The 13221-nt window shown below is 52.7% G+C and carries 12 protein-coding genes; 7 read left to right on the forward strand and 5 right to left on the reverse strand.

The features are described from left to right. The first annotated feature begins 202 nt into the window (after positions 1 to 202). Entirely contained in the window at positions 203 to 5245 is a 5043-nt protein-coding gene (locus tag AC3Y2E_RS23920; protein WP_379214869.1) for an S-layer homology domain-containing protein, read from the forward strand. A gap of 214 nt (positions 5246 to 5459) precedes the next feature. Further along, the gene (locus AC3Y2E_RS23925; RefSeq protein WP_379214871.1) at positions 5460 to 6173 is read left to right on the forward strand and encodes a hypothetical protein; all 714 of its coding nucleotides are present in this window, start codon (positions 5460 to 5462) and stop codon (positions 6171 to 6173) included. A 53-nt stretch (positions 6174 to 6226) separates the two neighbouring features. Here AC3Y2E_RS23925 and AC3Y2E_RS23930 read toward each other — a convergent pair whose 3' ends face one another. The 5 genes from AC3Y2E_RS23930 to AC3Y2E_RS23950 all read right to left on the reverse strand — a co-directional run bounded on the left by AC3Y2E_RS23930 (position 6227) and on the right by AC3Y2E_RS23950 (position 8652). Further along, positions 6227 to 6532 carry a hypothetical protein gene (locus AC3Y2E_RS23930; protein WP_379214873.1) on the reverse strand — a complete coding sequence of 102 codons (306 nt, stop codon included), beginning with the start codon at positions 6530 to 6532 and terminating at the stop codon, positions 6227 to 6229. Between the two features lie 349 nt (positions 6533 to 6881). Beyond that, on the reverse strand, positions 6882 to 7100 hold the full coding sequence (locus AC3Y2E_RS23935; RefSeq protein ID WP_379214875.1) for a helix-turn-helix domain-containing protein: 219 nt from the start codon (positions 7098 to 7100) through the stop codon (positions 6882 to 6884). Positions 7101 to 7107: 7 nt separating this feature from the next. Further along, a complete protein-coding gene (locus AC3Y2E_RS23940; protein WP_379214877.1) occupies positions 7108 to 7278 on the reverse strand; it encodes a YvrJ family protein in 171 nt (56 codons plus the stop codon). After that, positions 7265 to 7678, reverse strand: coding sequence for a sigma-70 family RNA polymerase sigma factor (locus AC3Y2E_RS23945; RefSeq protein ID WP_379214880.1), 414 nt, complete (start codon positions 7676 to 7678; stop codon positions 7265 to 7267). The genes AC3Y2E_RS23940 and AC3Y2E_RS23945 overlap by 14 nt, the downstream gene beginning before the upstream one ends. 383 nt (positions 7679 to 8061) lie before the next feature. Next, complete coding sequence (locus tag AC3Y2E_RS23950; RefSeq protein WP_379214882.1) at positions 8062 to 8652, reverse strand: hypothetical protein; 591 nt, start codon at positions 8650 to 8652, stop codon at positions 8062 to 8064. Positions 8653 to 8825: 173 nt separating this feature from the next. Here AC3Y2E_RS23950 and AC3Y2E_RS23955 point away from each other — a divergent pair, with 173 nt between their 5' ends. The 5 genes from AC3Y2E_RS23955 (at position 8826) to AC3Y2E_RS23975 (ending at position 13182) form a co-directional block, all read left to right on the forward strand. Continuing rightward, entirely contained in the window at positions 8826 to 9575 is a 750-nt protein-coding gene (locus AC3Y2E_RS23955; protein WP_379214885.1) for a phosphodiester glycosidase family protein, read from the forward strand. A 225-nt stretch (positions 9576 to 9800) separates the two neighbouring features. Continuing rightward, on the forward strand, positions 9801 to 10625 hold the full coding sequence (locus tag AC3Y2E_RS23960; RefSeq protein ID WP_379214887.1) for an alpha/beta fold hydrolase: 825 nt from the start codon (positions 9801 to 9803) through the stop codon (positions 10623 to 10625). A gap of 21 nt (positions 10626 to 10646) precedes the next feature. Next, a complete protein-coding gene (locus tag AC3Y2E_RS23965) occupies positions 10647 to 11309 on the forward strand; it encodes a DUF998 domain-containing protein (RefSeq protein WP_379214889.1) in 663 nt (220 codons plus the stop codon). Positions 11310 to 11485: 176 nt separating this feature from the next. Further along, positions 11486 to 11920 (forward strand): YciI family protein, encoded by a 435-nt coding sequence (locus AC3Y2E_RS23970; RefSeq protein WP_379214891.1) that lies wholly within the window; start codon positions 11486 to 11488, stop codon positions 11918 to 11920. Between the two features lie 41 nt (positions 11921 to 11961). Beyond that, positions 11962 to 13182, forward strand: coding sequence for an RNA polymerase sigma factor (locus AC3Y2E_RS23975; protein ID WP_379214991.1), 1221 nt, complete (start codon positions 11962 to 11964; stop codon positions 13180 to 13182). Positions 13183 to 13221 lie beyond the last annotated feature (39 nt).

Here is a 13221-nt window from a genome sequence, read left to right on the forward strand (position 1 = left end):
CACTTACATATGATACAGATATGATACAGTACATAGGGAGGAGCGTCAAACCATTTCGTTCGTTCGATCGATCCAAACACGGACTGTCCGCTTGAGAGGATTGGAGAGCAACAGAGCAGCAGCGCAGGGTGTTTTACGCAAGCGTTCTCAGGAGTATGGAGATGTGCCGCGATAAACCCATTCAGGCTACGGGAGTGATGGTATGAGCAAGCGAGTGTACAAGCAATTATTTATGGTGTTTCTCTCTTTATCGATTGTTTTGGGAGCGTTCCCAGTTTCTCCATGGACAGGAAAAGCCAGTGCTGCAACCGCAGAGCCGGTGCAGCTGCTCAACCCCGGCTTCGAGCTGGGCCGCAATGGCGACGGTACGCTTCCCGGCTGGAAGGTGACGACGGCCGCGACGGTGCAGGATACGCTGGTGGACCTGAGCACGGACACGGTTCGCTCGGGCCAGGCCAGCCTGTATTTCCGCAACAAGGATACGAACGCTTCGTTAACGGTATCCAGCGATCCGATCGCGGTATCCAAGGGCGATAAGGTGACGGTAACCGCTTACGTGTACGGGGTGGACATCAGCTTGAACTTCGGGCTGGAGTTCACGGGCTACAACGCCCAGATGACGACGACCGGCGTAACCGGCTCGTACTTGCGGGTTCCTACGACGGCGGCTGTGATCGGTAAAGGGAAATGGGTGCAGATCAGCGCGGAGTATGAGGTACAGGAAGGCGCGGCTTTTGTCGTCGCGGCGCTTAGCGGCGGCAGAACGACGCAGACGGTCGCGTATGTCGACGATGTGGCGGTATCTGTCGTTCGTGCGAACACCCCTGGACCCGGACCTGGGCCAGGGCCTGGACCGGATCATCCGTATTTGCTGAACCCGGGCTTCGAGCGGGCGGCTAATCCGGACGGGACGCTGCCGGGCTGGAAAGTGACGACGGCGGCGAACGTGCTGGACACGTATGTGAATTTGAACCAGACCGTCGTCCGGTCGGGCGCGTCCAGCTTGTACTTCCGCAACAAGGATACGAACGCTTCCTTAACGGTATCCAGCGATCCGATTGCGGTGTCCAAGGGCGACAAGGTGACGGTGACCGCATACGTATACGGAGTGGACATCAGCTTGAACTTCGGGCTGGAATTCACCGGCTACAATGCCCAGATGACGACGACCGGCGTAACCGACTCGTACTTGCGCGTCCCTACGACGGCGGCTGTGATCGGGACGGGCAGATGGGTGCAGGTAAAAGGCGAGTATACGGTGAAGGAAGGCGCGGCGCATGTCGTGGTGGCGCTTAGCGGCGGCAGAACGACGCAGACGGTCGCTTATGTGGACGACGTCGACGTTCAGATTGAGCGCGCCGGCACCGCGCCTGTAGTAGCCGATACGCTGCCTAATCCGAGCTTCGAATCGCCGCTGGTCGGCGGCAACATCCCGAACTGGGAAATCGTGCTTGGCAGCGGGACCGCCCAATTGGCGCAATCTCCGGTGCTGGACGGCGCGTCCAGCTTGTATTTCAAAGACAGCTCGGCGACGGAAGGGTTCCGTATCATGAGCGACCGGTTCAAGGTGAATCCGGGCAGCAGCCTGACGATTAATACGAACGTGTATGTCATTCGTCAGACGCATAATATTATCCCGCAAATCTACTACTATTCTTCTAACGGGACTCATCTCCGCACGGATGAAGGGTTGTTCGGCTCGGTAACGCTGGGGACGAATAAATGGTCGGCGATGCGGCTGTATACGACGGTTCCGGCGGGAGCGGCTTTTGCCCGGATCGCGTTGTACTCCGGCGAGCCGAGTGAAACGGAGGCTTATATGGACGACATCAGCGTAACGGCGGCGCCGCCGGAAGTTCCGCTGGATCGCGAGTACCCGGCTCCCGAGGCGATCGGGCCGATGGTGAACGTGAACCTGGGGCAAGCGGGCGCCATCCAGACGAATGCGCTCGGCGAGAATGAGATTTATTTCGTAACCAACGGCTTGCCGGGTACGTTCTACGTGGTCGATGCGGAGACGGGCAAACGGAAGTTCAGCCAGGTCATCCCGAATACGGAAGCGACCTGGGCGATGACGGTCGGCTCGGACCAAAACGTCTACTTTGCAGGGACGAAGGACGGGATGCTGTACCGGTACTTGCCTGCGGAGAAAAAGCTCGAGAACCTCGGCTACAACACGGCCGACGGCTGGGTATGGGATCTCGAGGCGATCGACGACAAAATCTACGGCGGCACGTACAACAGCACCTCGAGCGGCAAACTATTCGAATACGACATCACGAACAAGACGTTCCGCAACTATGGCATTCTGAAGCAAGGGCAGCAGTACGTGCGCGGGATCGCGGTGGACGGCGACTATGTGTATGCGGGCCTCGGGACGACGATCGAGCTGCTGAAAGTGAACCGTCATACCGGCGCGCAAGAAGTGGTTCCGATTCCGGGTCATTCGGGCGGTCCCGGCGGTCCGGTCGCGGACGTGTTCGTGATCGGGGATCTGCTGTTCGTATCGGTCAGTACGATCAATATGGTCGTGCTGAATAAGAACACAGGCGAGGTCCTCGCGAATTTCCAATACAGCAACATGATCTCCGAGCCGGACCCGGCCAATCCGAAGTACATGTACTACAAATATTTGACGAACCTGTACCGGTTCGACCTGACGACGTACGAATCCACGCGGATCGAGCTGTCTTACCCGCTGCCTGATACGACACGCGTCAAGGATATGACCTGGATCAAGCTGACGAGCGGGGCCAAAGCCGGGCAAACGGTACTGGCGATCGTCACCCAATACGGCGAGTATATGTGGTACGATCCAACCGATGGCAGCGTAACGTTCGTTAGTCTGGAGATCGATCCGCAGCCGGTGCGGATTCAGGCGTTCGAGGTAGGCTTCGACGGCCGTCTCTATTTCGGCGGTTACCAGCGCGGGATGAGCATCTACAACCCGTTTACGAAGCAGATCGACTTGAACGTCTCGGCCTTCGCACAGCCGGAGGGGATCGGGTTTCTCGGCGAGCGGGTGTTTTACGGTACGTATGTATCGGCGGTGATGTACAGCTATGACCCGACGAAGCCTTTTGTGATGAACCAGAATCCGAACTACGAGTACAAGATCGCGCATCAGGACCGGCCGTTCGCGATCACGTCAGGGGATAACAAGCTGTTCGTAGGCACGGTGCCGGATTACGGCTATCTTGGAGGCGCGCTCGCGATCTACGACGAGAAGGCGGACAAGTGGACGCAGTACGATCACGAACAAGTCGTCCGCAACCAGAGTATTATCGGACTGGCGTACAAGGACGGTCTGCTGTACGGCGGGACGTCGGTCTGGGGCGGGCTGGGCGTCGATCCGTCCGAGCCGGAAGCGAAACTGTTCGTCTGGGACGTGGAAAAAGGGCAGAAGATCGACGAGTTCGCACTCGACATCCCGGGCATCGATGAAACGCCGAAGATGATCGGCGAGATTTCGTTCGGTCCGGACGGTCTGTTGTGGGGAGTCGTGGACGGTACGATCTTCGCGATGGACGTGACGACCAAGCAGATTGTGAAGAGCAAAATGATCCGCCCGAGCTCCTACAACACGAGCAAATGGCTGCCTTACCATCTGCGTTGGGCGCCGGACGGCATGTTGTATACGACTTTGGCGCGTAAGATCATTGTGATCGATCCCGAGACGCTGCAGTACAAAATTATTGTGAATGACTTCTTGAACAGCATGTCGATCGGGGTGGACGGCAGCATTTATTATGCGCCGGATGCGGGAACCGACCTGGCGCGGATCGCCGTACCGCAGACCGATGCAACATTGTCCTCGCTCACCGTGAAAGGCGAGGGGGTCCCAGGGTTCTCCCCGGGAATTGCAACTTACAAGCTTCCTGCGGCTTCCAAAGATACGGTTCAAGCGACGGCGACTCAGCCGGGGGCAGCCGTTCAGGTGGAAGAAAGCGGGGAGGAAGCGAAAATAACGGTCGTCGGCACCGACGGCAAATCGACACGGGTGTACCGGATCGTGTGGGAGCAGAAGGATGACGGCACGACGCCTCCGACGGAGGAGCCGAATGAAACGGAGACACCGCCGGCCGGACCTGGCGCGCCGATCGGAGGGGGACAACAGCCTTCCCCTGGAGATGACGGAGAGAAGACGCGGGTTGTCGGCAGCAGCGATCTGATCCCGCAAAGCAACGGCTCTCTGCAGGTGAACGTGCAGGAGAAGACGGAACAGGTGCAATTGCCGGCTAACGTGGCCGAGCTGCTTAAAGAGCAAGGACTTCTGACGATCGCCGCTCCTCACGCGAGCTTGTCGCTGCCTTCGCCATTGTTCGCGGAGTTGCAGCAGAAGGCCGGTTCGTCTCAGGGCGGGATACAGTCTGTGAACGTATCGCTGGCCAAAGCGGACGAGACGTTAACGTCGCAGGCGGTCAAGCAAATCGGCGAGCAGCGGCATGCGTTAGTAACGGCACGGTCGGCATGGATGGACGTGCAGGTTACAGCGGCGACGAGCCAAGGAACGATCCGGCTGGAGCAATTCGCCGAGCCGATCGTCGTGTCCGTTAACGTCCAGGGCAGCGGGCGGCCGGAGCTGACGCATCTGTATCGCCTGTCCGAGGACGGCAAACTGGAATATGTCGGCGGGCAGCTGGCGAATGGCGTGTTGACTGCGCAAGTAACCGAACCGGGGCGGTATATCGCGCTGGAGTTGAATAAGACGTTCACCGACGTGGCCGGTACTCACTGGGCGTCGAAGGTCATTCAAACGATGGCGTCGAAGCTGGTCGCCGAAGGAGTGAGCGACGACCGGTTCGCTCCGGATGCTGACGTGACGCGGGCCGAGTTCATCGCCTTGATCGCGCGAAGCTTGAAGCTGCCGGCATCGCCGGGCGCCGCTTCCTTCGGAGACGTAGCGGCGGACAGCTGGTACGAAGACGCCGTTCAGGCGGCGGTCAAGGCCGGTCTGATCGGAGGCTACGACGACGGGACGTTCGCCCCGGACCGGACGATCTCCCGGGAGGAGATGGCCGTCATCCTCGTTCGCGCTTACGAGTACCAATCCGGCAAGCTTACCGGCGCGTCCGCCGGGACTTCGTTTGCCGATGCGGACCAGATGAGCGAATGGGCTCGAGACGCGGTTGGGCACGCAGCAGCGCTGGGTCTTCTGAACGGCCGCGACGGCGGACAGTTCGTCCCGCAAGGGCAGCTGACCCGCGCGGAAGCGATACAGGTTTTATCTAAGCTGGTTAAGTAAAGGTGATTGCAGACAAGGCAGCCCGGGAGCTTATGCTTCCGGGCTGTTTTGTTTTTGCGTTTTTAACGTTTTTTTTCGAAAAGGTTGTTGCCGGATACCCTCTAAACACTTTACTAGTAACCGGCCGATACCTGACTGTTCGAGATAAACAGGAGGGCTATCTATCTCGTCGGGAAATCAAATAGTTGGAGGGAAATGCTCATGGCGATTAATCATGTATTTAAGGAAACCACCGATTTCTTTCTACATTGTGACTCCAGTTTCCAATATTACTACAAGGAAGATCTCGGATAACATTACAGCTGTCAATGATTACGGAATGAATGGCGGCTTCTTCTATCCCGGGAATGGTTATAGCAATCCGCCGACAGAATCCCTTTCTATTGGTTGGAGCAGCATCTATGGAGACCATGGATCAACTAACGCGTACGGGAATAAATCTCGTGGCACCGTAGTTATTTTCGAGGACTACTTTGACAATTACAATTTAAAAGCAGGGATCGTACGGGCAACGTCCATCGATGATGTAAAAAACCAGCTTGGGCATAACCATCGATACAAAGCAATGATTGGTGGAGGGAGCTTGTCCCTAGGCATTACTAGCGATACGACATGGAAAGATACCGTACACGCATCTGAAGATTGGACCGCACTCTTTCCTAATGTTGCATATACTGCAAGATCGTGTCTGGGGCTTAAAATCAGCGGTGGACAATACTATGCATTTCTTACTATTTCAAAAGGTGTTTCGAGTCTTTATGCGTGTAGGAGTTATCTAACAAGTGAAGGATGCTTCGATGGTATTTTCCTTGACGGAAGCGGATCCGCACAAATGCGATGCTTGAAAAATGATAATGTAAACATCTTTGTTGAGGATGGTGACGGCCGAAAAATTTGGAATATCGTCATTCTTATTAATAAATCGTAAAAAGTTAAAGAGCGAAGAGCTTCTCGTAAGATGAAGTTCTTCGCTCTTTACTATTAAGGAGCAATGGCAAAGTAAAAATACACCATATAGCTTAATCCTATAATGACCGGCGTGAGAATTACACCTAACAAATATCCGATGAACCACAACTTTTTCATTTTCCGTTTCCATCCGAAAGCTACCCCTGCAGGGATGCTGACAATCATGGCAACCATCATTCTTAGCATATATTGGATATGCCATTCAGAAACTGAATTAGAATAATTCATCCAGCGAACAGGATCGATATAAATAATTGGTAATAAGAAATAAAGTATTGTTGTGGCAACGAATGAGACGATAACTCCTCTTAAGAGCACGATTTCCTCCCCTTCCACCCCGTATGTAATATAAACGCAAATACCGGAGAAAAAGTTGTGAAACAAAGGAAATATATAGAGTAGATCCAGTGTGAAAATGGGATTCAGCTGAGTATTGTAGATGTGCCCGTCCGAAACCGAAATGAAAAATCGGAGTGACCGCTATAAGGAAGGGATGTATATTTATACTATGGGAGATAGAAGGGATTGAGAATGGTCATTTCGATGAAAGATGGTAAATGCAAAAAAGGCATCGTAATAAAGAAATCGCTTGAAGGTTACGATGCCTAGACCGTAATTCAACTTCGGTAATATCTAAACAGGAGCTTCCGTTCATCCAATAAATTGGCTAGTTTAATGTGGAAGTTGGTGTATAGGTTGGTTTTGTTTTATAGGATAGGACAGCATTAATGACTTTTATTACGATTTCTTGTTCGAGATCGTCCTTATCCACCGGATTGGCTTTTCTGACTTCTTTTAATATAGCTGGTTTAAAATTGTTAATAATCTCAAACAAAGCGTCTTTATTACCGTGTTGAGCTTGTTCCATCAGGTGGATCAGACTCATTGAAAGTTCACTTCCTTTCTGTTTGCTCACAGATTAATTGATTTAATTGTTGGATCGTATGATTTAATGCTTCAAGCTTTTTTTCAAACCGAATCAACAGGTAGGAAGTAATAACAATGGGGAAGCCGAAGTTACCTATTGCAGTGATAGCGTATGCGAACTGATTAGTCTCGTCCATGTTCTATCATTCCTCTCATTTTTTTTAATGCCGAAGCTCTCGATTTTGAAACACTTTGTTGGGAAACCTTTAAATGTTTTGCAATTTCCGTATCATTAAACCCTTCAAAGTAGTACTGGTATAGTATGATTTTCTGCCTTTCGGTAAGCCGGGATAGTGCTTTATAGACATCGTCGTTTTCCAAAAATCCGTCACCTAAGAAGTTGTCAGACAAGCAGGATTGATCCAGTAATAAATTTTCAGTGTCACTTGAAATAGGAAAAGAAATAAATTTTTCATCTCGTCTTTTCTTTCGATAGTAATCAATGGCGCTGAATTTTATGGTTGAGCTAATGTATTTGATCAGCGACCATTCATAGTGTCTAGAAAACTGATTCAATAAATCCGCTCGATTATTCATAATAACCCCTCCCTTGGAAAATAAAGTGATAATAAATTCGAAAACACAACCTCCTTCCAAAATTTTATGGGAACATACGTTCCTTATTAATAAAATACTAAATATCACCCTACCAAGAAATAAATGTAAATATTGTAAAGTTTGATGGAGGTGGGAGTTTATCGTCAGGTTTGATCACCCTTAATCAACTACGATTCAAAGTAAGAAATGTACGAGAGAGGGGAGGGTGAAGAGGGATTAGGATTAAAGGTGGTTAGGAAATACTCTTATGCCAAATAGAAACCAACTTGTTTTAGCAGTGCGAGTTGTCCGGATAGAATCGGCAACTAGAACAAACGAGCCGCCTTTTCAGGTTTCCTGAAAGGCGGCTCGCTGTTACTCCGTTAATTTTTAAATTTACCAAAACGTATATGTGCCGGTCCGGAGGTGCTTCCGAATTGCTCTAAGACGTACTCTCCATTTATCTGACTGATTTGGCCAAGCATATGCTTTTGTTTCTCACCCTCGTTAGCAGTTCCGTTAGTTGCATATTCTTTTGCTGCGTTTAGATCACGCCAAAAAGCGACCTCTTCGCCTTCAGGAAACTCAAGTGCCAGCCGGATAAGGAATATACCCCGGGCCCCATAATCGCTCGGTGCATTTTTTACGAACACAACGCTTTCGATTCCCGTTGAATTTATAATTTCATATTCCGGTTTCGGTGTACGGGTAAGTTTGGTAAGAGTGTCTTCATACCATGCAAGCAACTGCTTATTTCTTTCCATTTCCTCCGAATAACCCTCTGCAGATTTAGGCCCCTCATCCACCTGCTTTTCTGCCAGTTGCTTCTCCAACTCAGCGATTCGCTGTTGCAGTTGTATCTCTTTAGTTGAAGGCGAGGACAAGTTATTATCTTCGGTGCATCCAGATAATAAGAACATTCCGGCCAGTATGAACAACATCAGCAGGATCGGACGATTAAATCCATTTTTCATCTGCCATCACTCTCCTCATTGGTACTTCCATATATAAGACTTCAATAATTAAAAAAGGTTGTATAAAAGAGACGTTTATTCACCTTAGTAAGCAGAACGATAAGCGGTAGCGTTCTAAATGAGATTAGAAAGGGCCCTTCTAATTTCAAATCCAAAAACGAGGTGAATCAATAATGGCAGCAACCTATGATTACGGTGCTTATACGGCGAACGGAAAGTCCCTTCATTTGAAATGGTTGGAAGCTGACATGAATGAAGTTACGGTTCGAAATGTTGGGGCAAAAACGTGCGGAAGCTCGGGTTACTATGGAGTAAACGGCACCTTCTTCGATATGGGAACTGGGGATTTGACAGGGATCGCTATAAATGGTGGAGCAAGTGTTCGTTATGCCGGGCATATGAATCAGTGGAACGTTTCAGCCGGCCGTGGGACACTGATAAAACTGAATAATAACCTGCCAGATGGAACGTTTCTTTTTGAGAAAAAAGTGTTTCAGTTTGATTCGAATAATAACATCTCTCATAACGGTTACACGGTAAATATTTCGAACATTAAATGGGCAATTGGTGGTATTAGCCTTTACGTTGGTTCTACTCTGACCGAATCCCAGTTTAACACACTGATCGGCGACGAAACACCTCCAGCCTTAACTTCCAACCGACCGCGAACCGCAATCGGGTATAAGGGTGCTAATAAAGTTGTTCTTTGCGCAATCTTCGACGGAAGTAACCTTTGGGATAGCACCAAGGGTTGTACAATCTGGGATGTGCGTACGGTGATGAAGGATAAATTTGGTTGCACAATGGCCATCAACTTGGATGGCGGAGGTTCCACGCAAATTAGCTTCAAACAAAACGGATCGAATAATTACCACCAAACGGAAGCACGAAATATTTATTCGATGGTTACAGTACCAATGTAATTAGTCGTCTTTTCCGAGGATAGCGAGGGGTTCTTCCTTCGCTATCTTTCCTTTTATAGAATAAGTAAGGACTGTTAATGGAGACCTAATCATATTTTTCTAATTTTTTTTATCGACAGTGTCGATTTTGTCTTAAGCTGTTCGTCGTCTTTATAAAGGCGCGGAAATTGCAGCATTCCGCCACAGCCCATCCATCATGAACATAGCGAAAAGGAGATATACAAAATGAACACAGTAACTTCCAAAGACGGCACCAAAATTGCCTACGATCAGGTCGGCCAAGGCCCGGCGCTCATTCTCGTAGCGGGAGCGTTCAGCTACCGGAAATTCCCGGGGCAGGTGCAACTGGCGAACCTTTTGTCGGAGCGCTTCACGGTGTACAACTACGACCGGCGCGGACGCGGGGACAGCGGTGACACGATGCCCTATGCGATCGAGCGCGAGATCGAGGATCTTCAGGCGATGATCGATGAAGCCGGCGGCACGGCCTACGTCTGGGGATTGTCTTCCGGAGCCGTTCTTGCCCTTCAAGCGGCGGCGAGAGGGGTGCCTATTACGAAACTGGCGCTGCATGAGCCGCCATTCGTAGTCGACGCGGCGGATCGTAAACCTCCGGCGGATTTCGTCAAGCAGGTTACCGGGCATATCGCGGCAGACCGCCGGGCGGAGGCCATCAAGTATTTTATGACTCAAGGGATGGGTGCGCCTTCGTTTGTAGTCGGTATGATGCGACTCATGCCCGGCGTATGGTCGAAGCTGATGGCCGTCGCGCACACGCTCCCCTACGATGCGGCCTTGATGGACGGCTATATGGACGGGAAACCGCTGCCGGCCCGCTTACGGAGCGGTGTCACGATGCCTACGCTGGTGCTGGAGGGGACGGAGAGTCCGCTTTCGCTGCGCCGCGGCGCTCAAGCTCTCGCGGACGTGCTCCCGAACGCACAGCTGCTTAGCAAAAAAGGACTGGGGCACACGAAGAAGCTCGATGCGAAGAGGATTGCGGCGGAACTGGCGGCATTTTTTAAGGGCGATACTGGCGCTGCGAAATGAGAGAAGAAAGGATGGATTCTTATGCAAAAAACATACGCAAAAGAGAGTCATACCAACGTAATTAGGTTGCTTTTGGCCGGCGGGGTGATCAGTGCGCCCCTGTTCTATGCGGCAGCGATCGCTCAAGTGATTACCCGCTCAGGATTCGATATTAGGCGTCACGCGATCAGCACGCTAACGTTAGGGGAGATGGGGTGGATTCAGAGCTCTAATTTCATACTCACCGGATTGCTCGCTGTGCTCGCGGCCGTCGGGATTCGCAGTTTCCTGCGGGGGAGCAGAGGCGGGACGTGGGGGGCGCTGCTGATCGGAATCTATGGGGTCGGTATGATGGCGGCGGGGATGTTTCGCCCGGACCCGGGTCTCGGCTTTCCGTCCGGTGCCCCGGAAGGGATGCCGACATCGATGAGCGGAGAAGCAGCGGTGCATTCTTTGGCTTTCTTTACCGCCTTTATTTGCCTGATTGCGGCAAGTATCGTGTTTGCCCGCCGCTTTGCGGCACGGGGAGAGCGCGGATGGCAAGCTTACTCGATCGCGACGGCCTGCCTTGCTCCTTTGCTGATTATATCGGGCATGGGAATGAATAGTTGGATGGGCGTCATTATGGGGAGTGCGGGGGTGGTAGCTTTCGGGTGGGTGTCGGCTCTTGCGGCCCGCTTCCACGCTGAAGCCTCCAGGGTATAGGCTGCAATGAAGTGCGACAGGAACTTGGCTTTTGGCTGCCGAACCTATAGGGTAGGAATCAAGAAACAGCGGCTGTCGATTTAGGTATCATCGGTTCGTCGTATAGATAGAAGCCGATGTCCCCGGGCAATCGTAACGGGTGGACGAGGCTCAACAAAACGCGGGAGGTAATGAAGATGAGATTTATGATGATCGTGAAAGCTACGACCGATTCGGAAGCGGGCGTGATGCCGAGCCAGGAGCTGATTGAAGCGATGCAGAAGTACAATGAGGAGCTGGTGAAAGCCGGCGTGCTGCTCGCGGCCGACGGCTTGATGTCCAGCTCGAACGGAATCCGGATTTCGTACCCGGAACCCGGTGGCAAGCCGAAGGTGGTGGACGGTCCTTTTACCGAGACGAAAGAGATTATCGCGGGTTATACGCTGATTGAGGTCAAATCGCGGGAGGAAGCGATCCAATGGGCGCTTCGCATGCCGGACCCTCACGGTTACGGACAGGGAGAGATTGAGCTCAGACAGGTATTCGAGGTGGAGGACTTGATGGCCGATCCCGAGACGCGGGCAAAAGAAGCGACGCTTCGCCAGCAAGTTCAGGAGCAGAAACAAGCGTGAACCGCTCCCGTACCGACCGAACGATCGACGCGATCTGGCGGATGGAGTCGGCAAAGGTGATCGCCGGGTTAACGCGAATGGTGCGGGACGTCGGTCTGGCGGAGGATCTGGCCCAGGACGCTCTGGTCATCGCTCTGGAGCGGTGGCCGGCTAGCGGCATCCCGGACAATCCGGGCGCCTGGCTGATGACGACGGCTAAGAGACGCGCCATCGATCTTCTCCGCAGAACGAAGCTGCGCGACCAGAAGTACGCGGAGATCGCCCGCACGGTGGACGGGTATACCGAAGAAGATATCGAGCAAGCGATAGGCGAGGAGATCGGCGACGATCTCCTTCGTCTGATCTTCATGACGTGTCACCCGGTGTTGTCGCAGGACGCGAGGGTCGCCCTGACGCTTCGTCTGTTGTGCGGACTCACGACGGATGAGATCGCCCGTTCGTTCCTCACCGCCGAATCGACGATTGCCCAGCGGATTGTCCGTGCGAAGAAAACGTTGAACCGCGAAGGTGTTCCCTTCGAGGTGCCTGCGGGCGAGGAGCTTCAGGACCGGCTGTCCGCTGTGCTCGAAGTGATTTATTTGATGTTCAACGAAGGTTATTCGGCCACATCGGGAGATCAATGGGTTCGCCCGCTGCTCTGTCAGGAGGCGCTCCGATTGGGACGCGTGCTTGCCGAGATCGCCCCTCATGAACCGGAGGTTCATGGGCTCGTCGCTCTCATGGAGATTCAATCCTCAAGGCTGAAAACGCGGGTGAACGCCAAGGGCGAACCCGTTCTGCTGATGGATCAAAATCGCGCGTTGTGGGACCAGCTGCTGATCCGCCGCGGTTTGGCCGCCTTGGAACGATGCCGGAAGCTCGGACGGCCGCTCGGCCCTTATTCGCTGCAGGCCGCGATTACCGCTTGTCATGCACAGGCGAGGAGTGCGGCCGAGACGGAGTGGCCTCGTATAGCCGCTTTGTATGAGGCGCTGTCGCGGGTCGCGCCTTCACCGATCGTCGAATTAAACCGGGCGGTGGCAATATCGATGGCGTTTGGTCCGGCCTTCGGCTTGCAGATCATGGACAGGCTGAATAAGGAGCCTTCCTTACAAGCATATCATCTGCTGCCGAGCGTACGCGGCGATCTTCTGGCGAAGCTGGGGCGGAACGCCGAAGCCTACGCGGAATTCGAGCGTGCGGCAGCGATGACACGGAATGAGCGCGAACGAGCGTTATTGCTGAACCGGGCGGAGGAATGCCGATCCGCTCCTACCGAATAATTTTTTAAGTTGCTTGTCGATTTGAAGGGTTCCCGTTCG

Source organism: Paenibacillus sp. MAH-35 (assembly GCF_058135425.1).